Source organism: Gemmobacter aquarius, assembly GCF_003060865.1.
Classification (GTDB): Bacteria; Pseudomonadota; Alphaproteobacteria; order Rhodobacterales; family Rhodobacteraceae; genus Paragemmobacter; species Paragemmobacter aquarius.
In genome coordinates this window covers 1,589,455-1,613,504 of sequence record NZ_CP028918.1, presented here as the reverse complement: position 1 = coordinate 1,613,504, position 24,050 = coordinate 1,589,455, and the positions used below count along the sequence as shown (strand labels likewise).

Below are 24,050 nucleotides of genomic sequence, written 5' to 3'. Positions count from 1 at the left end.
GGCATCCGGTCAAAAATGTTGCGACAGTGTGGGTCGGTGGCTAATCAGATGGCGTCCCCCTCGGGGGCGAACCCTACTGTCCAGCCGCGATCGGAACCCTCGAAAGTGCTAGCCCGTGTCTCTTACCGGATAAATGCCGCAGTCGAGCGGTATCTTCCCGAGCAACGCCTTTTCCTGAAATCCGATACCGATACGCGCTTCATCCGCTTGCGCCCCCTGACCCAGGCCATAGCCCTGTCGGCCGCCACCCTGTTCGTCGCCTGGACGATTCTGGCGACCGCGATCCTGATGATGGACAATATCGGTGCCGGATCGTCGCGCGAACAGACGCAGCGCCAGCAGGCGGTCTATGAACAGCGGCTCAACGCGATGTCCGACGACCGCGACCGCCGCGCCGAGGAAACGCTGCGCGCGCAGGAACGCTTCAACCTTGCGCTGCGGCAAGTGGCGCAAATGCAGGGGCGGCTTCTGGCCTCCGAGGACCGCCGGCGCGAACTCGAAACCGGCGTCGACGTGATCCAGAAGACGTTGCGCCGCACCATCAAGGAACGCGACGAGGCACGGGCAACCATGGCCTCGCTGACGCTGGCCGACGCGCAGACCGGCGCCTCGGCCCGCGGCGCCGAAGGCAAGGCCAAGGATACCGAAGCCACGCTGTCGTATCTGACCGATGCGCTGGGGGCCGCCGCCAAAGAGCGTGACGCGATGGCCGGCACCGCCGAACAGGCCGATCTGCGCCTGTCGGAAATGGAAGCCGACAAGCGCGCCATGCAGCGCCGCACCGACGAGATTTTCACCAAACTCGAAGAGGCGCTGACCGTATCGGTCGAGCCTCTGGACAAGATGTTCCGTCAGGCCGGCCTGTCGCCCGACGACCTGCTCTCGACCGTCCGCAAGGGCTATTCCGGTCAGGGTGGCCCACTCGCCCCGCTGACGCTCTCGACCTCGGGCCTGTCCGGATCGCCGGAAGAAACGCGGGCCAACGCCCTGCTCTCCGGCCTCGACCGGATGAACATGTACCGTATCGCCGCGTTCAAGGCGCCCTTCTCGATGCCCGTCAACACCCCCGTGCGCTATACCAGCGGCTTCGGCGGCCGCAACGATCCCTTCGGTCGCGGGCACCGCAACCACGAGGGTCAGGATCTGGCCGGTGCCTACGGCGCGCCGATCCTTGCCACCGCCGACGGTGTCATCACCTATGCCGGATGGGAATCGGGCTACGGCCGTCTGGTCAAGATCAAACACGCCTTCGGTCTGGAAACCCGCTACGGGCACATGTCGCAGATCCGCGTCAGTGTCGGCGATAGGGTATCGCGCGGCGACCGGATCGGTGATATGGGCAACTCAGGACGCTCGACCGGCACCCATCTTCATTACGAGATCAGGGTCGACGGCAATGCAATCAACCCGATGACCTTTATAAAGGCAGCGCGCGATGTTTTCTAAAAGCAAGATCAACGAACCCGGCCCCAAGCCTACTGAAATCGAAAGACCCAAGATGCCGGAGCAACCCGCTCCGAAACCGCCGAGCGAGTTTGTCTCTTCCGCTCCCAAGGTAAAGGCGGCCGCGTCCGTCCTGTCGTCTGACCTGACCGTGATCGGCAACCTGCGTACCACCGGCGACATCCAGGTCGAAGGCACGGTCGAAGGCGACATCCGCGCCCATCTGCTGACCGTCGGCGAAAGCGCCACCATCCGCGGCGAAATCGTCGCCGATGACATCGTGGTCAATGGCCGCGTCGTCGGTCGCGTGCGCGGGCTCAAGGTGCGCCTGACCGCAACCGCACGGGTCGAAGGCGACATCATCCACAAGACCATCGCAATCGAAAGCGGCGCGCATTTCGAAGGCTCGGTCCAACGTCAGGAAGACCCCCTGTCGAACGGCCGCGCCTCAGCGCCCGTCACGCCGGTCAGCACCGCGCCCAAGGCCGAGTGACAGGCCAACCATCCGGTCATCAGGGCGCCTTCGGGCGCCCTTTTTCAATGCCAGATCACAGCGCGCCGATAGAGATGCCATGACGCATGGCCCAGCACCGGCAAGACGATGAACAGCCCGAAGAACAGCGTGGCCATCCCGGCAAACAGCAGCACCCCGATCAGCGCGCCCCATCCCAGCATCACCACCGGATTGGCCCGCACCAGCGCGACCGAGGTCAGCATGGCGGTGACGAAATCCACCTCGCGGTCCAGCAGCATCGGCAGGCTGACAACCGTCAGCGCGTAAAGCAGCGTGGCCAGCGCCGCCCCGACAGCCGTGCCAAAGGCCAACATCCCCAGCCCCTGCCCCGTAGCAAAGATGCCAAGCGATGACGACACGTTGACCAGCGTGGCCTGCCCCAGAAACAGCGCAAAGATCATATGCGCCAGAAAATTCCAGAACAGGAAGAACACCACGATCACCACCGCCATCGACGGCACCTGCCGGTCCTTCTGCCGGAACACAACGCCAAGGATATCGCGCAAACCGAACCCCTCGCCCGCCTCGCGCCTGCGGCTGATCTCGTAAAAACCGCAGGCGATGAAGGGGCCCAGAATCGGAAACCCCGCTCCGGCAGGCAATGTCCACCACAACTGGCCCTGCGCGCTGAAGGCAAAGACCAAAAGCCAGCCGCCCGTGACATAGAAAACCGAGAAGAACGCGCCATATAGCGGCTCGGCCCTGAAATCGCGCCACCCCGCCCGCAGCGAAGCGGTCAGGTCGCCTGCGTCAAGCTGCAACACCTCGGGCGCGGTCCTTGCGCCAGTTACGGTCTGGTCGGTCATGCGTTCCCCCGTTTGCCACAGGGTAAGCGCGGAAGCGTTGGCGCGAAAAGATGTATCTGGCCGCGATCAATCGTCGGCCATCGCCTCGGCGCGTGATTTGCCCGCCACATCCATCGCCAGCGTCGCCGCCATGAAGCGGTCGAGGTCGCCATCGAGCACGCCTTGGGTATCGGACGTCTCTACCCCTGTCCGCAGGTCTTTGACCATCTGGTAGGGTTGCAGCACATAGGACCGGATCTGGTTGCCCCATCCGGCGTCGCCCTTGGCCGCATGCTGGGCATTGACCTCGGCGTTGCGCCGGTCAAGCTCTAGCTGGTAAAGCCGCGATTTCAGCGCGTTCATCGCGATCTCGCGGTTCTGGTGCTGCGATTTCATCGAAGACGTCACCACGATATTCGTCGGCAAGTGGGTGATCCGCACCGCCGAGTCGGTGGTGTTCACGTGCTGCCCACCGGCGCCCGACGACCGATAGGTGTCGATACGGATTTCATTGTCGGGCACCACGATCTCGATATTGTCATCGACCACGGGGTAAACCCAGACCGACGAAAACGACGTATGCCGCCGCGCCGCTGAATCATAGGGCGAGATGCGGACCAGACGATGCACGCCCGATTCCGATTTCAGCCAGCCATAGGCGTTGGTCCCGGAAATCTTGTAAGCCGCAGACCGTATCCCCGCCTCTTCGCCCGAGGTTTCAGACTGCAACTCGACCTTGTAGCCCTTCTTTTCCGCCCAACGCACATACATGCGCGCCAGCATCGACGCCCAGTCACAGCTTTCCGTGCCACCGGCACCTGCGTTGATTTCAAGGAAGGTGTCGTTGCCATCGGCCTCGCCGTCCAGAAGCGCCTCAAGCTCTTTCGCCGCAGCCACATCGACCAGAGCCTTCAACGCGGCCTCGGCCTCGGTGACGATCTCGGCATCACCCTCGGCCTCGCCCATCTCGATCAACTCGACATTGTCGCTCAACCCGCTCTCGATCATCTTGTAGGTCGAAACCGCATCCAGCAATTGCTGACGCTCGCGCATCAGCTTTTGCGCCTTGGCAGGGTCGTTCCACAGGTCGGGCGCTTCGATCATCGCATCGAATTCTTCAAGCCGATGGGTCGCGGTTTCCCAGTCCAGCCGTTGCGCCAGCAGCTTGAGCGATTTCTTGATCGCTTCGATGGTGTTCTGCGTTTCGGCGCGCATCGGGGTTCGTCCTGTCTTGATCTTCGCTGCGCGTGATAACGCCAAGGGCGGCAACGGGCAAGTCCCGCGCCCGGTCAGTAAAGCCCGCCGGAACTGAGCGTGCCGAAATCGGCCTTTTTCGGGATGACGGCAGTTTCGCCGCTCGACGTGGTCACAGTCGCCTCGCCTTCGCCGCCATCGCTTTCGCCGTATGCGAACAGGGGAAGGTTGGACCCCATCGCAAAGCCGCCATCGACCAGCATACCGATCCCCACCAGCCCGTCGGGACCGTCGCGGAAATATTCCGGCTGCACATTCGGGCCGCTCGCATCATCAGGCAACAGCGCGCCGGTAAAGCGGTCCAGCTTTACGAACCGCCCTCCCGGAGGCACGCGGAATTCCGACCCGCCGTATTTCTTGACCGCCTCGGACATGAACTTCTGGAAAACCGGCCCGCAGAACCCGCCGCCCGAAGCCCCGCCGCCCAGACTGCGCGGCTGATCGTAGCCGATATAGCAGCCCGCCGCGATATTGCTGGTAAAGCCGATGAACCACACGTCCTTGGCGTCATTCGTCGTGCCGGTCTTGCCCGCCACAGGCACCGGCAGGTTGACCGACCCCGAAGCAGTGCCGCGCTGTACCACGCCCTGCATCATGGATGTCAACTGATAGGCCGTGATCGCATCCATCACCCGCTCGCGTTCCGACCGCAGCGTCAGCCCCTGCCCCGCAGGCAACGTCGTCGCGTTGCAATCCTGACAGATGCGGGTGTCGTGGCGGTAAACCGTGCGCCCGAACCGGTCCTGCACACGGTCGACCAGCGTCGGCTCCACCCGCTCGCCCCCGTTGGCGAACATCGAATAGGCGGCGACCATCTTGAACAGCGTCGTCTCCTGCGCGCCAAGCGCATTGGCAAGGAACGGTTGCATCGGCGAATAGACCCCGAAGCGTTCGGCGTAATCGGCGACCTTTTCCATGCCGATTTCCTGCGCCACGCGCACGGTCATCAGGTTCCGGCTCTGCTCGATTCCTGTCCGCAACGGCGTCGGCCCGTAAAACTTGTTCGACGCGTTCTTCGGAGTCCACAACCCTTGCGCCGTTTCAACCTCGATCGGCGCGTCGATCACGATGGTGCCGGGTGTGAAACCACTGTCGAGTGCTGCGGCATAGACAAAGGGCTTGAAGCTCGACCCCGGTTGCCGTGTGGCCTGTGTCGTGCGGTTGAAAACCGATTCCTGATAGGAAAACCCGCCCTGCATCGACAGCACGCGCCCCGAATAGACATCCATCGCCATAAAGGCGCCCTGCACCTCGGGGATCTGGCGCAGCGACCAGCGTTCGAAACTGCCGTCATCATTCGTGACTTGCCGCACCAGAACCACATCGCCCACCGCCAACAGATCGGCCGCGACCTTGGCCTTGCGCCCAAGCGAGCCGTCGGCTTCCAGCTTTCGCGCCCATGTCACATCCTTGGCCGGAATCACCGCCTCGTCGGGCTGGCCCTCGATCCCGATCGTAGCATCGGTCTCGCCAAGCTCCAGCACGACGGCGGGCGACCATCCGGCCACATCGCGCGGCACTTCGACGCCTGCAAGCGCGCTGCGCCAATCGGCCAGTTCTTCGGCTGTCAGCGCCTTTTTCGTGCCCCGCCAGATACCCTGCGAGCGGTCGTATTTCTCAAGCGCCTCGCGCAGGGCGGCAGCGGCGACCACCTGCATTTCGGGGTCGACCGTGGCGCGGATCGACAGGCCGCCGGCAAAGAATTCATCCTCGCCAAAGGTGGTCGAAAGCTGGCGGCGGATTTCGTCGGTGAAATAGCTGCGCGGCGGCAGCGCCTCGCGGAAGGCGGGGAAATCGCCGTTCTGCACGGTCAAAAGCGGGGTCGCGGCCTCGGCCTTGGCAACTTCGGGCGTGATATAGCCATCCTCGGCCATCCGGTTCAGCACATAGGCCCGGCGTTCCAGCGCACGGTCCTTGTTCCGCACGGGGTGCATTTCCGAAGGCGCCTTGGGCAGGGTGGCGAGGTAAGCCACCTCTCCCGCCGTCAACGCCGTGAGCGGCTTGTTGAAATAGGTCTGGGCAGCGGCGGCCACGCCATAGCTGTTCTGGCCAAGGAAGATTTCGTTCAGGTAAAGTTCAAGGATCTTGTCCTTGGACAGCGATTCTTCCAGCCGTGTGGCAAGGATGATTTCCTTGATCTTGCGCTCGCCCGTGCGGTCGCCCGACAAAAGGAAGTTCTTCATCACCTGCTGGGTAATGGTCGACGCCCCCCGCACCTCGCGCCCGCGCGACAGGATCGCATCGCGAAAGGCCGCAGCCATGCCGCCCACGTCATAGCCGTGGTGGGTGTAGAAATTCTTGTCCTCGGCGCTGATGAAGGCCTCTTTGACCAGATCGGGAATATCCTCGATCGGCACGAAAAGCCGCCGCTCCTTGGCGAATTCGTCGATGATCTCGCCCTCGCCGGAATAGATGCGGCTGATCGTCGGCGGCGTATACTGGGCAAGGCTCTCGTGGCTCGGCAGGTCGCGGGAATACATGTAGAAGATGCCGCCGATCGACAGGGCCGCAAACAGGATCCCCAGCGTCACCGCCGTAAAGATCGCCCCAAGAAAAGACCCGACGAATCTGACCACGCCCAAAACCCCGCCCAAAACATGCCGCGCCAGCCTTGCGCCCGCGCCTTATACACGCGCAAGGCGCGTCAGGTCAAAACGATGGCGTGACAGGGCACGGAATGTCGCCGTCACTGCTTGCGCAGGGCCTGATCGGCCGCGTGCCAGTCGCGCAGACCAGCGATGATCGCGCCCTGCATCTGGTCGCGCCACGCCGGATCGTTCAACCGCTTCAAATCCGAACCCGAAGACAGAAACCCCAGTTCCAGCAAGACCGACGGGATGTCGGGCGATTTCAGCACCGAAAACCCCGCCTGCTGGATCGGGTGGCGGTGCATCTTGACGCCCGCCGCCTGTATCGCCGCAGCCAGCGCCCCGGCCAGACGGTCGATGCGGGGGGTGGTGTCGGTGCGGGCCATATCCATCAGGATCGTCGCCACCAGATCATCCTGCCGCGTCAGATCGACACCCGAAAGCAGATCGTCGCGGTCATGGCGTTCGGCCAAGGTGCGCGAGGCTTCGTCGCTCGCCTCGTCCGACAGTGTGTAGACCGTGGCGCCCGTCGCTTCGCCTTCCGCGATCGCATCGGCATGCAGCGACACGAAAACCTGCGCCCCTGCCGCGCGGGCAATGGAAATACGGGTTTCCAACGGCACGAAAACATCCTCCTCGCGCGTCATCGTCACCGCAAAATCGCCCTCGCGAATCATACGTTCCTTCAACTCGCGGGCAAAGGACAGCATCAGGCTGGCCTCGCTCTGCCCGTCCCGTTCCGCACCCGGATCGATGCCACCATGGCCGGGGTCCAGCACCACGCGCAGCGGTCCGCCGCTTTCATCCGCGACCACAGGCAGGGCCGAGGGTTCGGGCAGCGCCCATTCCGGCGGCTCGGGCAGGGCCGCCGCCGCAGTGAAAGCCCCATGGCTTGCCTTGGCCAGCCTGACCGTGACCCGCGCAGCACCCGCAGTCTGCATCCCCGCCTGTTGCACGGTAAAGGGGCCAGACAATTCCAGCACCAGCCGCGACCAACCGGCACGGAACACGCCCGCGCGCAGGTCCGTGACCGCATCACCGCTGCGGGCGATCCGGCCCGCATCCGACCAGTCAACCTCGCGGAAATCCATCACCAATCGCGGCGGATCGTCCAATATCCGCACGCGCCACGGCACCGGCTGGCTGATCGCCAGTGTGACGGTCACCTCGTCCGCGTCCCCCGTGATGGACGAGGCCGCAGGGTCAAGCCGCGCGAGCGCCGACAAGTCCTGCGCCCAAACGGGCAGCGCCCCCAGCAACGCCGCGCACAGCAGGGCAAGCCGCAAAAGCCCCCTCATGCCTTGCGCCCCGCCATGAATGCCGTCAGCCGCGCGATGCCCTCGGCGATGTCTGAGGTCGCACCGGCATAGGAAAAGCGCAACGTCCGCCCGCCGCGATGCGGATCGAAATCAAGCCCCGGCGTCACCGCCACCCCCGCCCCGTCGAGTATCTCGGCGGCGAAAGACAGGCTATCGTCCGTCAGGTCCGACACATCGGCATAGATGTAGAACGCCCCGTCCGGCGGCGCGATCTTGTGGAACCCCGCCGATGGCAAGCCCTCCAGCATCAGGCGGCGGTTTTCGGCATAGGTGGCGCGGTTCGCTTCCAGCTCGTCGATGCACTCAAGCGCGGCAAGTGCGGCGATCTGGCTGGCATGGGGCGGGCAGATGAACATGTTCTGCGCCAACCGCTCGACGGTGCGGATATGATCCTCGGGCACCACCATCCAGCCGATGCGCCACCCCGTCATCGAAAAATACTTGGAAAACGAATTGATGACATGCACATGATCGCTCACTTCCAGCGCGGTCACGGCCCGGTCACCGTAATGCAGCCCGTGGTAAATCTCGTCCGAGATGAAGCTGATGCCCCGCGCGGCCGCTGCCTGAACCAGCGCGGCCAACTGCGGCTTGCCCAGCATCGTGCCCGACGGATTGCCGGGCGAGGCGACGATCAACCCCTTAAGGTCGACTGCCGCAAAATCCGCAGGCACGGGTTGCAGCCGGTTCGCATCGCTCGCAGGCAGGCCCACGGGTTCAAGCGACAGCGCCCGCAAGATCTGGCGATAGCTCGGATAGCCCGGCTCGCCCAGACCCACCCTGTCGCCCGCATCGAACAGCGTGGTGAAAGACAAGAGAAACGCCGCCGAAGACCCCGCCGTGACGATCACGCGGTCAGGGTTCAGATCGATGCCATACCAGCGCGCATAAAGCGCCGCGATCCCGCGCCGCAACGCGGGCAGGCCAAGCGCCACCGTATAGCCAAGCGCGTCGCGCTCCATCGCTTGCGCCAGCGCCTTGCGGGCCATCGCAGGGGCTGGCGTGGCGGGCTGGCCGATCTCCATGTGGATGATGTGGCGCCCCGCTTCCTCGGCGGCGCGGGCGGCGCGCAACACATCCATCACGATGAAGGGATCGACCTGACCCCGCCTTGAAATCCGCATCCCTGCCCCCTTAAGGTATGCGCGTCACTGTCCCCGATGCGGGGCAAAGGTCAAGCCATTGCCCGGCCCGGGCGTAAGATCGAGGTCTCTCATGCGCCCATCCCTCTTCGCCCAGTTGTCGGGCGCCGCCCTCTGTGCCGTCCTGGCAACCGCAAGCATGGCGCAAGAGGCGATGACCGATGCCGAACGCTCGGCCTTCCGGGCCGAGGTGAAGGCCTATCTTCTGGAAAACCCCGAAGTGTTGATCGAAGCGATGGACGTCCTGCAATCACGCCAGCAGGCGGCCGCCGAACAGAACGACAAACAGATCGTCGATGCCAACCGCGACGCGATCTTCAACGATGCTGCAAGCTGGGTCGGCGGCAACCCCGACGGCGACGTGACCGTGGTGGAATTCCTCGACTACCGCTGCGGCTATTGCCGCAAGGCCTGGCAAGAGGTGGACGAGCTGGTGAAATCCGATGGCAACATCCGCATCGTGATGAAGGAGTTCCCGATCCTCGGCGAACAATCGGTGATCTCGTCGCGCTTTGCCATCGCGGTGCTGCAACTGCACGGCAACGAGGCCTATGCCAAGACCCATGACGCGCTGATCTCGCTGCGCGCCGATGCGAATGACGAATCGCTGGAACGGCTGGCGGGCGATCTGGGTTATGACTGGTCCGCGTTGCAAACCCGTATGAACGCGCCCGAAGTGACGTCGGTGATCGAAGCGAACCACGCGCTGGCGCAGAAACTGGACATTTCGGGCACCCCGACCTTCGTGGTCGATGGCACGATGGTGCGGGGCTATGTTCCGCTGGACGGCATGCGGGAGATCATCGCGCAGGAACGCGCGAAGTCCGAAGGCTAAGCCTAACGGGCCCAACGAATTTTCTGCGAAAATTCAGGGCCGCGCACGGTCTGATTTTTCGCAGGAAAATCGCCCGCCGTCACTGTGCAAGCTGTGCTTCGGCCGCTTCCGCAGCGTCGATCTCGGCCGCCTTCTTTTCCACCAGCTCGACGATGTGATCGACCATCGCCTCGTTGCCCAGCTTGTGGCTTTGCTTGCCGGCAAGGTAAACCATCCCGGACCCGGCCCCGCCGCCGGTAAAGCCGATATCGGTCATCAGCGCCTCGCCCGGTCCGTTCACCACGCAGCCGATGATCGACAGGCTCATGCTGGTCGTCACATGCGCCAGACGTTCCTCGAGCGCCGAGACGGTCTTGATCACATCGAACCCCTGCCGCGCGCAGGACGGGCAGGAAATGATCGTGACCCCCCGATGCCGCAAGCCCAGCGATTTCAGGATCTCGAACCCGACCTTCACCTCTTCCACAGGATCGGCCGACAGCGACACGCGGATCGTGTCGCCGATCCCCATCCAGAGCAGATTGCCCAGCCCGATGGCCGATTTCACCGTCCCCGAAACCAATCCGCCCGCTTCGGTGATGCCCAGATGGATCGGCGCATCGGTCGCTTCGGCCAACTGCTGATAGGCCGCCGCCGCCATGAACACGTCAGACGCCTTCACGCTGATCTTGAATTCGTGAAAATCGTTGTCCTGCAACAGCTTGATATGGTCGAGCCCCGATTCCACCATCGCCTCTGGGCAAGGCTCGCCGTATTTGTCGAGCAGGTGTTTTTCCAGCGACCCGGCATTCACCCCGATCCGGATTGAACAGCCATGATCCTTGGCCGCGCGCACCACCTCGGCCACGCGACGTGCATCGCCGATATTGCCGGGATTGATCCGCAGGCAGGCCGCGCCCGCCTCGGCAGCCTCGATGGCGCGTTTGTAGTGGAAATGGATATCGGCCACGATCGGCACAGGGCTTTCGGCCACGATCTCTTTCAGCGCGCGGGTCGATTCCTGATCCGGCGTCGAGATGCGGACGATATCGGCCCCCGCCACAGCGCAACGCTGCACCTGCTCGATGGTCGCGGCAATGTCGGTCGTCAGCGTGTTCGTCATCGTCTGCACCGAAATCGGCGCGTCGCCTCCCACCAGCACCTTGCCGACGCTGATCTGGCGCGACGGACGGCGGTAGATGTTGCGCCACGGACGGACGGTGTTCATCGACATGGACGGCCCCTTTCGGCTCAGGCTCTTGTGCCTGACCCCTAGATAAAGGGCGCAAGGTGAAACGGCAACAGCCCGAAAGGAAAGGTCAGTTCGTCGGCGGCGCTTCGGGCACTGCGGCTTCTGCCACGTTGACGAATTTGGCCAGATCGGCGTCGGCGTCGATATTCGCCTCGGCATAGGTCGCGGTCAGGCTGTCGGCGGACAGGGCAAGGTTCTTGACCACTGACGCATCACGTGCCGCCGGGCCATAGGTCTTGCCGTTCACGTCGAAATAGATCGACCCCGAATTTCCGGCCCGCAGCACCGGCGCTTCTTCCAGCTGCGGCACAACGTAGCGTTCGCCCGCGTCGAGGATCTTTTCGAACAGCACCGTTCCATCCACCGATTGCACCCGCACCCATGACGGGCGCACGGCAAAGACTTCAAGCTTCGGCGCGGCATCGGCCACGACCTGCACAGGCGCTTCGGCCGCCTGATCGAGCGCTTCGTTCACCGCGGCGGCGATCATCTCGGTCGACTGGGCGTTGCCAAGCGTACCGACCTGACGCGGATCGATCGACGCGATCGGCCCATCGCGCGAGGTCAGCACCGGCACATCCAAAGCCTCGGGGCGATAGAGACGGTCCAGAAGTTCCGGCGATTGGTCCGCACCGGCAACATCCGTCTCGTCGCTTTCAGGCGCGGTCGTCGCGGCTTCGCCCACGATTTGCTCGACCGGCTTGACGCTGGACAAGGGGTCGATCTCGGCCACCACACTCGGGGCTTGGTCGACGGGCGCAAGCTGCACCCGCTGCACTTCCTGTAGCACGGACCAGCCGCCATAGCCGATGGCCCCGATCAGCGCCGCAAGCACAAGAACCGACCCGATGGCCCCCGGTTCGATGCGCGAGAACAGACTTTCGCTACGTGGAATGAAGGTCGCGTTCGGATTGGCCAGCGGGTCGCCGAAATCATGCACCACGCGCTTGGTCATCGTGCTCGAAGATGCGGCGGCACTCATGCCGTGGGCGACGGTGAAATTGGCCTCGGCGCAGAACTTGGCAAAAGCCCAGTCCGGGTCCATGCCCAGATAGCGCGCATAAGACCGCACATAACCGGCCACGAAACCCTGCGTTTCAAAGGCCGATACATCGGCGTTTTCGATCGCGGCGACATAGGTCGCCTTGATCTTCAATTCTCGCTGCACATCTAGCAGGGATTTCCCGATCGTCGCACGTTCACCGCGCATCAGATCGCCAAGACGCAACTCGAAATCGTCAAAGCCCTTTGGCTTGTCGACCTCAGACGTCGAAGGTTTTGACCTCCGCCCGATCATGCGCCCGTCCCTTCACTGCCCCGATTATCCGAATCGGCATCATCACCGACTCGTGTTCTGTTCGTATTGACGACAACCTATCACAGGGCAAGCGCTTTTGCATGCATCCGGAAGGTTAGGCAGAGGCCTCGGCGCGATTTAGCGCACAATGACCCCAAAGCGCATCCATAGCAGTCACAAGCCGTTCTATTTGTTTAAGATCATGAACGGGCGAAGGCGTGAAACGCAGTCGTTCGGTGCCCCGCGGAACGGTCGGAAAGTTGATCGGCTGGACATAGATTCCATAGCGCTCCAGCAGCATGTCCGACAGCATCTTGCAATGAACCGGGTCGCCCACATGCACCGGCACGATATGGCTTCCGTGATCGATGATCGGCAGGCCCAACCCCTTGAGCCGCATCTTCAGGATGCGGGCATGCAGCTGCTGCGTGTCACGCAGATGCTGCGCGGTCTTCAACACCTTGACCGCCGCCGCAGCCCCCGCCGCCACCACTGGCGGCAGCGAGGTGGTAAAGATAAACCCCGGCGCATAAGACCGCACCGCATCGACCATCCGCGCACTGGCCGCGATATAGCCGCCGAACACGCCATAAGCCTTGCCCAGCGTCGCGTTGATGATGTCCACGCGGTGCATCTGCCCGTCGCGTTCCGCCACCCCTGCCCCGCGCGGGCCATACATGCCCACGGCATGCACCTCGTCCAGATAGGTCAGCGCGCCGAACTCTTCGGCCACATCGCAAATCTCCTTGATCGGACCGAAATCGCCGTCCATCGAATAGATCGATTCGAACGCGATCAGCTTGGGCGCTGCCGGATCATCCGCCGCGATCAACTCGCGCAGATGCGCCACGTCGTTGTGCCGGAAAATACGCTTCGGCCCGCCGCCCCGCCGCACGCCTTCGATCATCGAGGCATGGTTCAGCGCGTCGGAATAGATGATCAGGCCCGGAAAGATCGTCCGCAGCGTGGAAAGTGTGGCGTCATTGGCGATATAGGCCGATGAAAACACCAGCGCCGCATCCTTGCCATGCAGATCGGCCAACTCGGCTTCAAGCCGCTTGTGATAGACCGTGGTGCCCGAGATGTTGCGCGTGCCGCCGGACCCTGCGCCCGTGGCATCCAGCGCCTCGTGCATCGCGGCCAGAACCTCGGGGTGCTGGCCCATGCCAAGATAGTCGTTGCCGCACCACACGGTGATGTCCTGCGTCGTGCCATCGGGCTTGCGCCAAACCGCTTTGGGGTAATGGCCGCGCGCGCGCTCTATGTCGATGAACGTCCGGTAACGCCCCTCGTCATGCAGGCGTTGCAGGCTGGCGCTCAGTGCGGCTTCATAGTCCATCGTGGTCTCCCGGGTCCGTCCGGAGGGTCGCGTGGCGCGGCCCTGATTGCATTCATTGCGCCATGACTAAACATGACTCTGCGGCGCAGCCTTGACTTGGGTCAAATACCCCCGCTTGAAAAGGGCATCAGGCGCAGGTCAGAACAGGCCGATTGTCGCAGCCTAGTTCTTTACGACGACCGCGCAGTCGGTGGCGTCAGGGTTGCGCTCGGTGCAGGCCGCAACCGCCGCCGCGTCGTCGGCACCGATCCCCCATGATCCGGTCTGCGCCGAAATCGCCATGGCTCCGGCATCATAGCTGGCCTGAAAACCCGCCGTCGCATCCGACGACAGTTGCACGGCGGCCGGTTGCCACCCCTCGGGCCGCACCACGGCCGCGACCGCGCAATCGGCAGCGCCCTTCTTCTTGGCATTGCACTCGGCCAGCGCAGCAGCCGAGGCCGCCTCGATCGAATGGTAATTGGCCGCAGCGACGGTGGCCTCCGACATCAGCCCCTCGTCGGGCGAAATCGCGATGGCGGCGTAATAAAGCTGGTCACGGGCGACCATCTTCAACACTTTGGCCTGATCTTTCGGCAACAGGTCCGGCGTCAGGTCCACCTCGGTCGCCTTCGGGTCGTAAAGCGCAGGCCCGGCTGCGTCACCGCTGACCGCACTTTGCGCGGCTGCCAGACCGCCGCTTGCCAGAACCGCCAGCATTGCCCATCCGATCATAGCTTTTGCCATAGCGCCCTCTTGGTCATGTCCGCTTGATTGGGGGCCTTTTAGCGCGGCGCGGCGGCTCTGGACAGGGGCAGAAGTGCTGTTAGGCTCGCCACCGCATCACAACTCGGAGACACATCATGCCCCAACGCGCCGATCTCGACGCCGTCCTGAACCGCATCGATCAGGACCTGCCGCAGGCCTTGGACCGGCTGATGGACCTGCTTCGCATCCCCTCGATCTCGACCGATCCCGACTACAAGCCCGATTGCGCCCGCGCCGCCGACTGGCTGGTCGAAGACCTTAAATCGCTGGGTTTCGACGCCGCCTCGCGCCCCACGCCGGGCCATCCGATGGTGGTGGCCCATGGCGGTGCGGGCGACAAGCATATCCTGTTTTACGGCCATTACGATGTGCAGCCCGTCGACCCCCTGTCGCTCTGGGACCGCGACCCCTTCGACCCGCAGGTGCAAGACACCCCCAAGGGCCGCGTGATCCGCGCCCGCGGCTCGTCCGACGACAAGGGCCAGCTGATGACCTTCATCGAGGCTTGCCGCGCATGGAGAGCGGTCCACGGCACGCTTCCCGGCAAGCTCACGATCTTTCTGGAGGGTGAGGAAGAATCAGGTTCCCCCTCGCTCATCCCCTTCCTGCAGGAAAACGCCGCCGAATTGAAAGCCGACCTCGCGCTGATCTGCGACACCGGCCTGTTCGAAGATGCCGTCCCCGCCATCACCACCATGCTGCGCGGCCTGTGCAAGGCCGAATTCACCGTCAAGGCCGCCGACCGTGACTTGCATTCGGGCATGTATGGCGGCCTTGCCCGCAACCCGATCCACGTGCTGACCCGCATCCTGTCCGGCCTGCATGACGAAAATGGCAGCGTCACCGTTCCGGGATTCTACGACGATGTGGCCGAACTCTCCGACGAGCTGCGCGCACAATGGCAGGCGCTGGCCTTCGACCATGCCAAATTCCTCGGCGATGTCGGCCTTTCCGTGCCCGCCGGCGAATCCGACCGCACGCCGCTGGAAAAAATCTGGTCCCGCCCGACAGCCGAGGTGAACGGCATCTGGGGCGGCTATACCGGCGCGGGTTTCAAGACCGTGCTGCCCTCCGAGGCCCATGCCAAGGTCAGCTTCCGCCTCGTGTCGGCGCAAGACCCCGCCAAAATCCTCACTGCCTTCCGCGCCTGGGCCCAAGCGCAACTGCCCGCCGATTGCGAAATCATCTGGCATGACGGCATCGAAGGCAGCCCCGCCTCGGTCATGTCCATCGCCGACCCCGCGTTCGAAGCCGCCCGCACCGCCCTCACCGAAGAATGGGGCCGCACCGCCGCCTTCGTCGGCGCGGGCGGATCGATTCCGATCGCGGGCTATTTCAAGACCTACCTCGGCATGGACGCGATGCTGATCGGCTTTGGCCGCGACGATGACCAGATCCATTCCCCGAACGAGAAATACGATCTCGAATGTTTCCACAAAGGCACCCGCTCCTGGGCGCGCGTGCTGGCGAGGCTGGCATGATCCGCGACGCCGAACGCCACGACGAACAGGGCTGGCGCGACCTCTGGGCGCAATACCTCGGCTTTTACGACGTCACCCTGACACCCGAAATCACCAGTGCCACATGGGCGCGGCTGATGGACCCCGCCAGCCCCGTCAAGGCTCGACTGGCATTCGACGGCGATGTGATGGTGGGCTTTGCCATCCACCTCAACCACCCCTCGACATGGGTGATGGGCAATGATTGCTACCTCGAAGACCTGTTCCTGACCGAAGCCGCCCGCGGCAAGGGTATGGGCCGCGCCCTGATCGAAGACCTGATGGCACTGGCCCGCGCCCGTGGCTGGCAGCGGCTTTACTGGCACACCGATGAGGGCAACACGACCGCCCGGCAGCTTTACGACCGCTTCACGCCAAGCGATGGCCACATCCGCTACCGCCTGAAGCTTTGAACGCAAAAAGCGGCCCCTGATCGGGGCCGCTTTTTTGTAAGTGGCGCGGTTGACGGGGCTCGAACCCGCGACCCCCGGCGTGACAGGCCGGTACTCTAACCAACTGAGCTACAACCGCGCATTTTACGTTCGGAGGGAGGGCTTTGGCGCGGTTGACGGGGCTCGAACCCGCGACCCCCGGCGTGACAGGCCGGTACTCTAACCAACTGAGCTACAACCGCGTATCCACGGCCCGGCCCTCCGAACGTGTGGGGGTATTACGCACCCCCGCGCACGGCGTCAAGCGACCTTTCCGATTTTTTCCACCGATCCGCATCCCGCCACCCAGACGGAATTTGACGCAAATTCCGCGCCGATTTCTGACGCAGAAATCGCGCGGCCACCGGCGCGCCCCGGAATTTGCGTCAAATTCCGCCGCGGTTTATGCGTCATAAACCGCCCTCGGGGGCGGGAATGAACTCGGCATTGTCATCCGGCGGCAGGCGGAACCGGCCATGCGCCCAATCGCCCGCCCGCCATGCCTCGCGCGCGGCCACGATCCGCTCTTTGGATGATGCCACGAAATTCCACCAGATATGGCGCGGCCCGTCCATCGTCGCCCCGCCCAGCAGCATCAACCGCGCGCCCTGCCCGCCCGCCTTCACCGAAATCCGGTCGCCCGGACGGAACACCAGCATCTGGCCGGCAGGAAAGGTCTGCCCGCCCACCGAAACCTCGCCCGCGATGATGTAGACCCCGCGATCCTCGTGATCGTCGGGCAAAGGAATCGCCGCCCCCGCCTCCAGCACCGCATCGGCGTAAAAAACCTCCGACGGCGTGTCGATCTTCACCCGCTCGCCCCAGGCAGTCCCGAGGATCAGCTTCACCCGCTTCCCCTCGCCCTCCAGATCGGGCAGATCGGCCCCGCCCGCGTTGTAGAACGCCGCCGGATCATCCTCGCGGTCCTTGGGCAGGGCAAGCCATGTCTGAAGCCCGAACAGGCTGTAAGGGCCCTTCCGCATCTCGCCGTCCGTCCGTTCGGAATGGGTGATGCCGTGGCCCGCGAACATCAGGTTCACCGCCCCCGGTTCGATCCACTGGTCGGTGCCAAGGCTGTCGCGGTGGTGCATCTTGCCTTTCATAAGGTAGGTCACCGTTGCCAGCCCGATATGCGGATGCGGGCGCACGTCGATCCCTTGCCCGGTCAGAAACTCGGCCGGTCCCATCTGGTCGAAAAAGATGAACGGCCCCACCATCTGGCGCTGCGCCGAAGGCAGCGCGCGGCGCACCTCGAATCCCCCCAGATCACGCGCACGCGGCACGATCACCGCCTCGATGGCATCGACGGCATCGCCAATCGGAATCGACGGGTCGAGCGCTGGGTTCCAGCTCATGGCAGCCTCCGGATGTTGTCCATCCTGTAAAGATAGGCGCATAAGGCCCGCCTGTCATGCGCCCCGCCCCGCGCCGCCTCTGTGCGCTGAAGCACAGCGTCCTGTGGCAACCCTGCCGCGGCCCGGCGCAAATTTGCGCGGCCTTGGAACCTTGGCCGGGTTTGCGCGCTTATCCAGCGGATCGGTCGGCTTCGCTTGAGGCAGGCGCGGTCAGCGCAAAGGCAAAGGATCACTGCCATGAAAACCACCGCACTCGCCCTGTCATTCGCCCTTTTTGCCCAATCCGCCCTCGCGGGTGGCATGGCCGAACCCGTGATGGAGCCGACCATGGCCCCCGCCGTCGTCGAACAGCAAACCGGATCGAGCGCACAGGGCATCGTCGTGCCGCTGTTGCTGCTGGCCGTTCTGGCCGTTGCGGCGTCGAACTGATCGGGGGGTCGGGGGGCCGGCTGGCCCCCCCGCCGCCGCCCCCCGCCGCCTTAGACCCGCCGCCTCAGACCCGCGCCAGAACGCGGACCAACCGCTCGGCAAAGATCCCCACATGGTCGCCCGAAAACACCAGCGGCGGCCTGATCTTCAGCACATGCCCCTTCGGCCCCGTGGCGCTGATCAAAACCCGCTCGTCGCGCAACCCGTTGACGATCCGCGCCGCCATGGCGGCGTCGGGCCTGTCGCCGTCCAACACATCAAGGCCAAAAAACAGCCCCGCATCGCGCAACTCGCCCAGACGCGGATCGCGCAAACCGCGCAATGCTGCGGCAAACTCGGCCCCGACCTTGCGCGCATTCTCCTGCAACCCCTCGCCCTCGACCACCTCGAGCACGGCCATCGCCGTCGCACAGGCGACAGCATTGCCGCCGAACGTGTTGAAATACCGCGCTTTTCCGCCGAAATCAGCCACCACATGCGGTTGCATCACCAGCCCCGCGACCGGATAGCCATTCCCCATCGGCTTGCCGAGGCTCACCATATCCGGCACCACCCCATGGCGCTGGAACCCCCACATCGCAGCCCCCGTGCGCCCGAAACCGGGCTGCACCTCGTCGGCGATGAAAAGCCCCCCCGCCGCCCGGATCGCCGCAACCGCACCCTTCAGAAACCCCGCAGGCTGCGCGAAAACCCCGTCCGACGAAAAGATCGTATCGACGATCAGCACCGCAGGCTTGATGCCATGCCGCAGCAGATCGTCGATCGCCGCCTGCACATGGGCCGTGAAGGTAACCGCCGGATCGCCCGCCCGCGCATCGGGGGCCGGAACGGTGCGGACATGGGCGCCAAGCGGCACACCCGGCCCGAGCGAGGGCGAAAACTCCGCCACCGCAGCCGTCACCCCGTGATAGGCGTTTTCGGTCACGATCACGCCGGTGCCCCCTGTCGCGGCCCGCGCCAGACGGATCGCAAGGTCGTTTGCCTCTGAACCGGTACAGGTGAACATCACATGGCAAAGCTCTGACGGGAAATACGAAAGCAGCTTTTCGCCGTAGCTTAGCACCGTGTCGTGCAGATAGCGCGTGTGGCTGGCCAGCTGCGCCGCCTGCCGCGCTGTGGCGGCAAGCACATGCGGATGGCAATGCCCGACCGAAGCCACGTTGTTATAGGCATCGAGATAGGCGTTGCCCTCGGGATCAAACAGCCACACCCCCTCGCCCCGCACCAGATGCACGGGTGTTTCGTAAAACAGCCGGTAGGCCGGCCCCAGAACGCGCTGGCGTCGCGCCACCAGCGCCGCTTCCACTTCGGGCAGGTCCACCGCTCCGGCGACAAAGGCATTGGGCATCGGATCGCGCATGGTCACTCCTTTACCGGACAGGCATGGCGCAGGGCTGCCGCCACGTCCGCAGGGTTTAGCGCCGCAATCGCCTGCAACCCCGCCCGCGCCGAGGGGAAATTCCGCAGGATATAAGGCGCATTCTCAGGATACCGCGCCGCCCGCCAACTGGCGATGCTGATCGTCGTCACCATCCGCGCGGCCACGAGATCGAAGTAGACCTCGCGCTCCAGCACCGTCAATGGATTCACCGCATGATAGGCCGCCGCAAATCCCGCAAGCGACCCTATCGGATCGTCGCGGTCGATCCGGTAGGCCGCCGCCACCGCAAGATCGCAGACCAGCGGCGTGCGGACCATATCGCCAAAGTCGAGAATGCCCGCCACATGGTCCGGCGCAGCCGGATCGACCAGGACGTTATGCGGGTTCAAATCGCTGTGCACCACCTGCCAGCGCATGTCACCCAACCGCGGCGCGACATTCCTGCCAAAGCGGCCAAGCACATCGGTGCATAGGCCACGGGCGGTCTCGTCTGCGATATCATCAAGCAATACAAGCAGTTGCGCGGCATTCTTGATATCCCACTGCAATACATGCCCCGCCGCCGGATCGTCAAACCCTTCCAGCGCGCGCGTCAACCGCGCCAGCATCCGCGCAAGGGCCCCCGATTGCGCCGGGCTTTGCGCCGCGGCATGCAGTGGCACCCCCTCGAGCCAACTCAGCACCCGCACCAGATGCCCGTCGGCCAACACCACATCGTCGCGCCCGTCCAGCGTGGCAATGACACGCGGCACCGGCAGCGCAGGATCGCGCGCCTCGATATGCCGCAACGCACCGTTCTGCATCCGCTGCACGGCATGCCCCTCGGCAAGGTTGGCGATCTTGACCACGAATTGCCCGCCCGGTCCGCGCAGATGATGGTTCTGGTCCCGCTCCGATGTCAGCGGCACAAGATCGCCCTCCAACCCCCAGTGCTGCCGCGCAAGCGCGCCGACCTCGGCGACCGAAAAGGCCGGTGGCAAGCTGTCGAGCGATCCGCCCAGTGGCGGTGTCATTGCGGTCATCGCGTTACCCCGTATTTCCCCCTGTTTGACCAAGAAGCACGCGGAAAGGAAAGCCCGATTGCGCAAAGCGGGGTGGGGATGGTGGGCGGTGAGGGACTCGAACCCCCGACATTCTCGGTGTAAACGAGACGCTCTACCAACTGAGCTAACCGCCCCACGGCAGCCATCTACCCCATCCGCGGCCGCTGCGGCAAGGGCAAACACCTGGCATAGAAAACAAAAAGCACCGCGATTGCGGCGCTTTTTGCTAAGCATGGTGGGCGATAAGGGATTTGAACCCCTGACATCTTCGATGTGAACGAAGCGCTCTACCGCTGAGCTAATCGCCCGATGGCGCGGTGTTTAGCTGTCTTCCCCGGCCTCTGCAAGGGCCTCTTTCTTGGGTCGCGGCGCAACTTTTTCGCCCGCCCCGCGCAGCTTTACGGTCATCGACGAATCCTTGCCCTCGCCCTTGCTGCGCGACACCTTGGCATGTCCAAAGGGCGGCAGATGCAGCGCCTCGCCCTTCTGCAACGCTTCGCCAAGGGCGGCGAGCGTGGCTTCGACGATCTCCTTGACGTCCTTTTTCTTGCCACCGACAGCCTCGGCGACGCGCTCGATCAATTCTTTCTTCTTCAAGCCCATCACCGGACCTGCCGTTTCGGCATCGGTCCCGGCCGCGATCACGGCGGCCATGTCGATGGTCGGAACCATGATCTTTACCGTCGGCTCTTTCGCCTTTGCGGCATCAGCCTTGCTTGCCGTCTTGCCACCAGCGGCCTTTGCGGCCGGTTTCTTCGTAGCGCCTGTCGACATCACTCGTCCCCGTCTGTTTTTGAATCCCGGCTTTTATCAAAGGATAATCCGATTTCACTTTCGATGCCAGCAACACATGACGAAGCCCGCTGTTTTCGCCGTCAAAGAAAAAGGGCGCACCCTGCGGCGCGCCCCCTTATCCATCCGCAGTTGCGGCTCAATGCGCGGTCACGACAGGCGTTGCGTCCGAAGCGGCCTTGCGGGCGGCGGCGGCTTCTTCCGCGGCCTCGTCCCACTCGATCGGCTCGGGCTGGCGCACCAGCGCCAGTTTCAACACTTCGCGCACATGGCTGACCGGAATGATGGTCAGCCCGTTCTTCACCGACTCCGGAATTTCCGGCAGGTCCTTGGCATTCTCCTGCGGGATCAGCACGGTCTTGATACCGCCCCGCAAGGCAGCGAGCAGCTTTTCCTTCAAGCCCCCGATGGCAAGCGCGTTGCCGCGCAAGGTGACCTCGCCCGTCATTGCAACGTCTTTACGCACCGGAATACCCGTCAGCACCGACACGATCGATGTCACCATCGCAAGGCCAGCCGAAGGCCCGTCCTTGGGCGTCGCCCCTTCCGGAACGTGGACGTGAATGTCCAGCGTCTCGAACTTGGGCGGCTTCACCCCCAACTCTGGGCTGATCGACCGCACATAGGACGCCGCCGCTTCGATGGATTCCTTCATCACATCGCCCAGCTTGCCGGTCGTCTTCATCCGCCCCTTGCCGGGCAGTTTCAGCGCCTCGATCGACAACAACTCGCCGCCCACGCTGGTCCAGGCCAGACCGGTGACGACACCGACCTGATCTTCCTGTTCCGCCAGCCCGTAGCGGTGCCGCTTCACGCCAAGGTATTCTTCCAGCTTCTCGGGCGTCACCTCGACCGATGTCGCCTTTTTCTTGACGATATCCGTCACCGCCTTGCGCGCCAGCTTGGCGATCTCGCGTTCCAGATTCCGCACCCCCGCCTCGCGGGTATAGGTGCGGATCATCTCGGTCAGCGCCGCGTCGGTGATCTTGAACTCGGTCTTCTTCAGCCCGTGGTTCGCAACCTGCTTGTCGATCAGATGCTGCTTGGCGATCTCGCGCTTCTCGTCCTCGGTGTAACCGGCCAGAGTGATGATCTCCATACGGTCCAGAAGCGGCCCCGGCATGTTGTAGCTGTTGGCCGTGGTGATGAACATCACGTTGGACAGGTCGTATTCCACTTCAAGATAGTGGTCGACAAAGGTCGCGTTCTGTTCGGGGTCCAGCACCTCGAGCATCGCCGACGCCGGATCGCCGCGGAAATCCTGCCCCATCTTGTCGATTTCATCGAGCAAGATCAGCGGGTTCGTCGTCTTTGCCTTTTTCAGCGCCTGAATGATCTTGCCGGGCATCGACCCGATATAGGTGCGCCGGTGGCCCCTGATCTCGGATTCGTCCCGCACCCCGCCCAGCGAGATGCGGATGAACTCGCGCCCCGTCGCCTTGGCGACCGACCGGCCAAGTGACGTCTTGCCCACACCCGGAGGACCGACGAGACACAGGATCGGCCCCTTCAGTTTCGCCGACCGCGCCTGCACGGCAAGGTATTCGACGATCCGTTCCTTGACCTTTTCCAACCCGTAATGGTCGGCGTTCAGCACCGCTTCAGCCTTGTACAGGTCTTTCTTGACCTTCGACTTCAGCCCCCACGGCACGCCCAGCAGCCAGTCAAGATAGTTCCGCACCACAGTCGCTTCTGCCGACATCGGCGACATCGACTTGAGCTTCTTCACCTCGGCATCGGCCTTTTCGCGCGCCTCTTTCGAAAGCTGCGTCTTGGCGATGCGCTCTTCCAGCTCGGCGATTTCGTTCTGGCCGTCTTCGCCATCGCCCAGCTCGCGCTGGATCGCCTTCATCTGTTCGTTCAGGTAATACTCGCGCTGCGTCTTCTCCATCTGGGTCTTGACGCGGCTTTTGATCTTTTTCTCGACCTGCAGGACCGACATCTCGCCCTGCATCTGGCCGAACACCTTTTCCAGACGTTCCGCCACGTTCAGCGTTTCCAGCAAGTCCTGCTTCTGGCCCACATCGACGCCCAGATGCCCCGACACAAGGTCAGCCAGACGCGCAGGCTCGCGCGCTTCCGAAACGGCGGCCAGCGCCTCTTCGGGGATGTTCTTCTTGATCTTGGAATACCGCTCGAACTCGTCGGCAACGGCGCGGATCAGCGCATCGACCGACGCCTTGTCGCCCGGCGTCTCGTCCAGCGTGACGGCTCGCGCCTCGAAGAAAGACGCGTTGTCGACGAATTCGGTGATCTTCACCCGCGCCTTGCCCTCGACCAGCACCTTTACCGTGCCGTCGGGCAGCTTCAGCAATTGCAGCACATTGGCCAGCACGCCCACGCGATAGATCGCATCGGTTCCCGGATCATCGACGGAAGGGTCGATCTGGCTCGACAGCAGGATCTGCTTGTCGTCGGCCATAACCTCTTCCAAGGCCCGCACCGATTTTTCGCGCCCCACGAAAAGCGGCACGATCATATGCGGGAAAACCACGATATCGCGGAGCGGAAGCACCGGATAGCTGGTGGAAAGCGGTTCGCTCATGATATTTCCTTATCTGGCAGGAAAGCTCCGGCCCCGGTCGTCGGCAACGCTCGGCTTTCCCCTGTTCGCCCCCTATATCTG

General features: G+C 63.7%; 20 protein-coding genes and 4 tRNA genes. 6 read left to right on the top strand and 18 right to left on the bottom strand.

Annotated elements, in window-relative coordinates:
* Positions 1–105 precede the first annotated feature (105 nt).
* Both HYN69_RS07740 and HYN69_RS07735 read left to right on the top strand, forming a co-directional pair.
* Positions 106–1,446: a M23 family metallopeptidase gene (locus HYN69_RS07740; RefSeq protein WP_108435238.1), complete on the top strand. Its 1,341-nt coding sequence runs from the start codon at positions 106–108 to the stop codon at positions 1,444–1,446.
* On the top strand, positions 1,436–1,936 hold the full coding sequence (locus tag HYN69_RS07735; RefSeq protein WP_108435237.1) for a bactofilin family protein: 501 nt from the start codon (positions 1,436–1,438) through the stop codon (positions 1,934–1,936). The genes HYN69_RS07740 and HYN69_RS07735 overlap by 11 nt, the downstream gene beginning before the upstream one ends.
* Positions 1,937–1,980: 44 nt before the next feature.
* On the opposite strand, the gene HYN69_RS07730 is transcribed toward HYN69_RS07735, so the two are convergent.
* The 5 genes from HYN69_RS07730 to HYN69_RS07710 form a co-directional block, all read right to left on the bottom strand.
* The gene (locus tag HYN69_RS07730; RefSeq protein WP_108435236.1) at positions 1,981–2,763 is read right to left on the bottom strand and encodes a DUF2189 domain-containing protein; all 783 of its coding nucleotides are present in this window, start codon (positions 2,761–2,763) and stop codon (positions 1,981–1,983) included.
* A 66-nt stretch (positions 2,764–2,829) separates the two neighbouring features.
* Positions 2,830–3,957, bottom strand: a complete 1,128-nt coding sequence (gene prfB / locus HYN69_RS07725; protein WP_108435235.1) for a peptide chain release factor 2 — start codon at positions 3,955–3,957, stop codon at positions 2,830–2,832.
* A gap of 74 nt (positions 3,958–4,031) precedes the next feature.
* The gene (locus HYN69_RS07720; RefSeq protein WP_108437086.1) at positions 4,032–6,572 is read right to left on the bottom strand and encodes a penicillin-binding protein 1A; all 2,541 of its coding nucleotides are present in this window, start codon (positions 6,570–6,572) and stop codon (positions 4,032–4,034) included.
* Between the two features lie 110 nt (positions 6,573–6,682).
* Entirely contained in the window at positions 6,683–7,882 is a 1,200-nt protein-coding gene (locus HYN69_RS07715; protein WP_108435234.1) for an N-acetylmuramoyl-L-alanine amidase, read from the bottom strand.
* Positions 7,879–9,027 carry a pyridoxal phosphate-dependent aminotransferase gene (locus HYN69_RS07710; RefSeq protein ID WP_108435233.1) on the bottom strand — a complete coding sequence of 383 codons (1,149 nt, stop codon included), beginning with the start codon at positions 9,025–9,027 and terminating at the stop codon, positions 7,879–7,881. Before HYN69_RS07710 ends, HYN69_RS07715 begins: the two co-directional genes overlap by 4 nt.
* 91 nt (positions 9,028–9,118) lie before the next feature.
* Here HYN69_RS07710 and HYN69_RS07705 point away from each other — a divergent pair, with 91 nt between their 5' ends.
* The gene (locus HYN69_RS07705; protein ID WP_108435232.1) at positions 9,119–9,880 is read left to right on the top strand and encodes a DsbA family protein; all 762 of its coding nucleotides are present in this window, start codon (positions 9,119–9,121) and stop codon (positions 9,878–9,880) included.
* A 79-nt stretch (positions 9,881–9,959) separates the two neighbouring features.
* Here the strand turns inward: HYN69_RS07705 and ispG are convergent, their stop codons facing one another.
* From ispG to HYN69_RS07685, 4 genes are all read right to left on the bottom strand, one after another.
* Positions 9,960–11,093 carry a flavodoxin-dependent (E)-4-hydroxy-3-methylbut-2-enyl-diphosphate synthase gene (ispG, locus tag HYN69_RS07700; protein WP_108435231.1) on the bottom strand — a complete coding sequence of 378 codons (1,134 nt, stop codon included), beginning with the start codon at positions 11,091–11,093 and terminating at the stop codon, positions 9,960–9,962.
* Positions 11,094–11,178: 85 nt separating this feature from the next.
* A complete protein-coding gene (locus HYN69_RS07695; protein ID WP_108435230.1) occupies positions 11,179–12,408 on the bottom strand; it encodes a helix-turn-helix domain-containing protein in 1,230 nt (409 codons plus the stop codon).
* Between the two features lie 115 nt (positions 12,409–12,523).
* On the bottom strand, positions 12,524–13,747 hold the full coding sequence (gene hemA, locus HYN69_RS07690) for a 5-aminolevulinate synthase (RefSeq protein WP_108435229.1): 1,224 nt from the start codon (positions 13,745–13,747) through the stop codon (positions 12,524–12,526).
* A 162-nt stretch (positions 13,748–13,909) separates the two neighbouring features.
* Entirely contained in the window at positions 13,910–14,461 is a 552-nt protein-coding gene (locus HYN69_RS07685; protein ID WP_230426526.1) for a 5-aminolevulic acid synthase, read from the bottom strand.
* 128 nt (positions 14,462–14,589) lie between these two features.
* Here HYN69_RS07685 and HYN69_RS07680 point away from each other — a divergent pair, with 128 nt between their 5' ends.
* Positions 14,590–15,975: a M20/M25/M40 family metallo-hydrolase gene (locus tag HYN69_RS07680; RefSeq protein WP_108435228.1), complete on the top strand. Its 1,386-nt coding sequence runs from the start codon at positions 14,590–14,592 to the stop codon at positions 15,973–15,975.
* Positions 15,972–16,406, top strand: coding sequence for a GNAT family N-acetyltransferase (locus HYN69_RS07675; RefSeq protein WP_108437084.1), 435 nt, complete (start codon positions 15,972–15,974; stop codon positions 16,404–16,406). Before HYN69_RS07680 ends, HYN69_RS07675 begins: the two co-directional genes overlap by 4 nt.
* 41 nt (positions 16,407–16,447) lie before the next feature.
* Here the strand turns inward: HYN69_RS07675 and HYN69_RS07670 are convergent.
* The 3 genes from HYN69_RS07670 to HYN69_RS07660 all read right to left on the bottom strand — a co-directional run bounded on the left by HYN69_RS07670 (position 16,448) and on the right by HYN69_RS07660 (position 17,779).
* A tRNA-Asp gene (locus HYN69_RS07670) sits at positions 16,448–16,524 on the bottom strand.
* A 26-nt stretch (positions 16,525–16,550) separates the two neighbouring features.
* Positions 16,551–16,627: transfer RNA gene (locus tag HYN69_RS07665), tRNA-Asp, on the bottom strand.
* A 207-nt stretch (positions 16,628–16,834) separates the two neighbouring features.
* Positions 16,835–17,779 carry a pirin family protein gene (locus HYN69_RS07660; RefSeq protein ID WP_108435227.1) on the bottom strand — a complete coding sequence of 315 codons (945 nt, stop codon included), beginning with the start codon at positions 17,777–17,779 and terminating at the stop codon, positions 16,835–16,837.
* A gap of 237 nt (positions 17,780–18,016) precedes the next feature.
* Here HYN69_RS07660 and HYN69_RS07655 point away from each other — a divergent pair, with 237 nt between their 5' ends.
* Positions 18,017–18,208 (top strand): hypothetical protein, encoded by a 192-nt coding sequence (locus tag HYN69_RS07655; protein ID WP_108435226.1) that lies wholly within the window; start codon positions 18,017–18,019, stop codon positions 18,206–18,208.
* 64 nt (positions 18,209–18,272) lie between these two features.
* Here HYN69_RS07655 and HYN69_RS07650 read toward each other — a convergent pair whose 3' ends face one another.
* The 6 genes from HYN69_RS07650 to lon form a co-directional block, all read right to left on the bottom strand.
* Positions 18,273–19,568 carry an aspartate aminotransferase family protein gene (locus HYN69_RS07650; RefSeq protein ID WP_108435225.1) on the bottom strand — a complete coding sequence of 432 codons (1,296 nt, stop codon included), beginning with the start codon at positions 19,566–19,568 and terminating at the stop codon, positions 18,273–18,275.
* 2 nt (positions 19,569–19,570) lie between these two features.
* Positions 19,571–20,611, bottom strand: a complete 1,041-nt coding sequence (locus HYN69_RS07645; RefSeq protein WP_108435224.1) for a phosphotransferase — start codon at positions 20,609–20,611, stop codon at positions 19,571–19,573.
* A gap of 79 nt (positions 20,612–20,690) precedes the next feature.
* Positions 20,691–20,766: transfer RNA gene (locus tag HYN69_RS07640), tRNA-Val, on the bottom strand.
* A 99-nt stretch (positions 20,767–20,865) separates the two neighbouring features.
* A tRNA-Val gene (locus HYN69_RS07635) sits at positions 20,866–20,940 on the bottom strand.
* A 13-nt stretch (positions 20,941–20,953) separates the two neighbouring features.
* Positions 20,954–21,406 (bottom strand): HU family DNA-binding protein, encoded by a 453-nt coding sequence (locus HYN69_RS07630; protein WP_230426525.1) that lies wholly within the window; start codon positions 21,404–21,406, stop codon positions 20,954–20,956.
* A gap of 157 nt (positions 21,407–21,563) precedes the next feature.
* Positions 21,564–23,969 carry an endopeptidase La gene (gene lon, locus HYN69_RS07625; RefSeq protein ID WP_108435223.1) on the bottom strand — a complete coding sequence of 802 codons (2,406 nt, stop codon included), beginning with the start codon at positions 23,967–23,969 and terminating at the stop codon, positions 21,564–21,566.
* Positions 23,970–24,050: the final 81 nt, after the last annotated feature.

Coding starts and splice junctions, on each gene's coding strand:
- HYN69_RS07735 (WP_108435237.1), top strand. CDS start 1,436: ATGTTTTCTAAAAGCAAGATCAACGAACCCGGCCCCAAGCCTACTGAA.
- HYN69_RS07730 (WP_108435236.1), bottom strand. CDS start 2,763: ATGACCGACCAGACCGTAACTGGCGCAAGGACCGCGCCCGAGGTGTTG.
- prfB (WP_108435235.1), bottom strand. CDS start 3,957: ATGCGCGCCGAAACGCAGAACACCATCGAAGCGATCAAGAAATCGCTC.
- HYN69_RS07715 (WP_108435234.1), bottom strand. CDS start 7,882: ATGAGGGGGCTTTTGCGGCTTGCCCTGCTGTGCGCGGCGTTGCTGGGG.
- HYN69_RS07710 (WP_108435233.1), bottom strand. CDS start 9,027: ATGCGGATTTCAAGGCGGGGTCAGGTCGATCCCTTCATCGTGATGGAT.
- HYN69_RS07705 (WP_108435232.1), top strand. CDS start 9,119: ATGCGCCCATCCCTCTTCGCCCAGTTGTCGGGCGCCGCCCTCTGTGCC.
- ispG (WP_108435231.1), bottom strand. CDS start 11,093: ATGTCGATGAACACCGTCCGTCCGTGGCGCAACATCTACCGCCGTCCG.
- HYN69_RS07695 (WP_108435230.1), bottom strand. CDS start 12,408: ATGATCGGGCGGAGGTCAAAACCTTCGACGTCTGAGGTCGACAAGCCA.
- hemA (WP_108435229.1), bottom strand. CDS start 13,747: ATGGACTATGAAGCCGCACTGAGCGCCAGCCTGCAACGCCTGCATGAC.
- HYN69_RS07685 (WP_230426526.1), bottom strand. CDS start 14,461: ATGATCGGATGGGCAATGCTGGCGGTTCTGGCAAGCGGCGGTCTGGCA.
- HYN69_RS07680 (WP_108435228.1), top strand. CDS start 14,590: ATGCCCCAACGCGCCGATCTCGACGCCGTCCTGAACCGCATCGATCAG.
- HYN69_RS07675 (WP_108437084.1), top strand. CDS start 15,972: ATGATCCGCGACGCCGAACGCCACGACGAACAGGGCTGGCGCGACCTC.
- HYN69_RS07660 (WP_108435227.1), bottom strand. CDS start 17,779: ATGAGCTGGAACCCAGCGCTCGACCCGTCGATTCCGATTGGCGATGCC.
- HYN69_RS07655 (WP_108435226.1), top strand. CDS start 18,017: ATGAAAACCACCGCACTCGCCCTGTCATTCGCCCTTTTTGCCCAATCC.
- HYN69_RS07650 (WP_108435225.1), bottom strand. CDS start 19,568: ATGCGCGATCCGATGCCCAATGCCTTTGTCGCCGGAGCGGTGGACCTG.
- HYN69_RS07645 (WP_108435224.1), bottom strand. CDS start 20,611: ATGACCGCAATGACACCGCCACTGGGCGGATCGCTCGACAGCTTGCCA.
- HYN69_RS07630 (WP_230426525.1), bottom strand. CDS start 21,406: ATGTCGACAGGCGCTACGAAGAAACCGGCCGCAAAGGCCGCTGGTGGC.
- lon (WP_108435223.1), bottom strand. CDS start 23,969: ATGAGCGAACCGCTTTCCACCAGCTATCCGGTGCTTCCGCTCCGCGAT.